This window comes from Camelimonas sp. FR25 (assembly GCF_059740505.1).
In genome coordinates, this window is sequence record NZ_JCAWFG010000075.1 from 1 (window position 1) to 1,493 (window position 1,493).

At 60.1% G+C, this 1,493-nt stretch carries 2 protein-coding genes; both read right to left on the reverse strand.

Annotated elements, in window-relative coordinates; genetic code table 11:
- The coding region (locus AC6A67_RS08845) for a class I SAM-dependent methyltransferase (RefSeq protein WP_498036188.1) at window positions 1-773 on the reverse strand (773 nt) is incomplete at its 3' end.
- Window positions 773-1,493, reverse strand: a 721-nt coding sequence (locus AC6A67_RS08850; RefSeq protein ID WP_498036189.1) for a glycosyltransferase family protein, incomplete at its 5' end; no start/stop codon positions are given. The genes AC6A67_RS08845 and AC6A67_RS08850, both read right to left, overlap by 1 nt.

Consider the following 1,493-nt stretch of genomic DNA (forward strand, 5'->3'; position numbering starts at 1 on the left):
GCAAGATAGGCGCTATCGCCAACCGACGGGCCTGGCAAGGTGAGGACGACGAACTGGTTCACGGTTGCGTCGTCGTCCGCCTGATGCCTCCGGTAATCCAGCAATTGATGCAGGGAGGTTCCAGTCGCGAGGCTCGGCAATGTTGTGGGGAAGCACTGGTCGCTGCGCGTTCGCCTGACGTTATTAAAAGCGACTGGATGCAATCCGGCGAACCGCAGCGCCCGTTTCAGGCTGGCGAGATTGAACAATCGGGTGTGGGTATGGTCGAGCAAGCCGTCCGCAGTGTAGTCCCACTGCCCAAGCGGGAGGCGGAAACCGATGTCGCGATGGGCGACATTTGGCACTGTGATGACCACCGGCGCGCTAAAGTCGTGCGCCAGTTCGCGCAGCGCCCTGAGGATCTCATCACCATCGGGCAGATGCTCGAGGGTGTCGAGCATGGAGATGGACGCCAGGCGTCGACCGCCGAGGATGGTCCGGAGCGCCGCGAGCAGTTCCGCCTTGCCGGCAAATTTGGTCTCGTGCGCCTCAAAACCTCGGGCCCGCAACGACGTCAGGCCGCGCGGCTCACCGTCCACGCCGACGTAATGCAAGCCAAGCCGTGAGGTCAGGGCCTCGGCGATCCGGCCATAGCCGCAACCTATATCGAGATGAACATCCCGCTCCAGTGTATTGTCCTGCGCCGCGACGTGGTTCGCCAGCAGTGAGACGACGTGGCCGTAAACATTATCAGACGCATATGCGTTGTCGTAGGAGGCGCTTGCATTCAGCATTACAGTGCATACCTGTGGCGCGTGTAGTTGATGCCGTCGAAAGTCCCTGTTTTGTGGTCGGGATCTCGAGGCGACGGCGCTCGCCCGGACGTTAGCCTGTCCTGGAATGATTGATAGGCCTTCCGTTCGTCCGGGGCGCCATCCTTGAAAGACGCCAGCAGCCGCGCGAGATGCGCGTGGTAGGACCATTTGTGCGCCATGAGCAGCGCGGCTTCCGCCGAGTAGTAGCGCTCGGCGCTCGTCGGTTGCCAGCGCCCCGCGTCCGACAGGCGCTTGTCGTGAAACACCACGGCTGATGGTGCAAAGATGACTTTGTACCCCGCTTCGCGAACACGCCAATAATAGTCGACGTCGTCGCAATAAAGAAAGAAGCTCTTGCTATCAAAGCCTTCAATTTGCCGGAACAGGCTGTTGTCAAGAAGTGCACAGGCGGTGGCGGCCCAGCTTGTTTCGCCGGTGACCGGGTCGTAATATTTTGGATGCTCCAAGGGAATTTGCTTGGCTTCCACCATGCCGACCCGGCTGTCGGCAAAGGGCGCGATCATATGCTCAAACAGCCGTGGACTGACAACGACATCCGGGTTCAGGATCAGCAGATAATCAGCCGTTGCGCCGGCAGCCAGTTCATTGTGGCCGCGCGCGGAACCCAGATGGACGGTTCGAAAAACCTGGTGCTTTGAGGTCTCTGGAGCGAAACTGACGCTGTCAGATTTTGGAGGC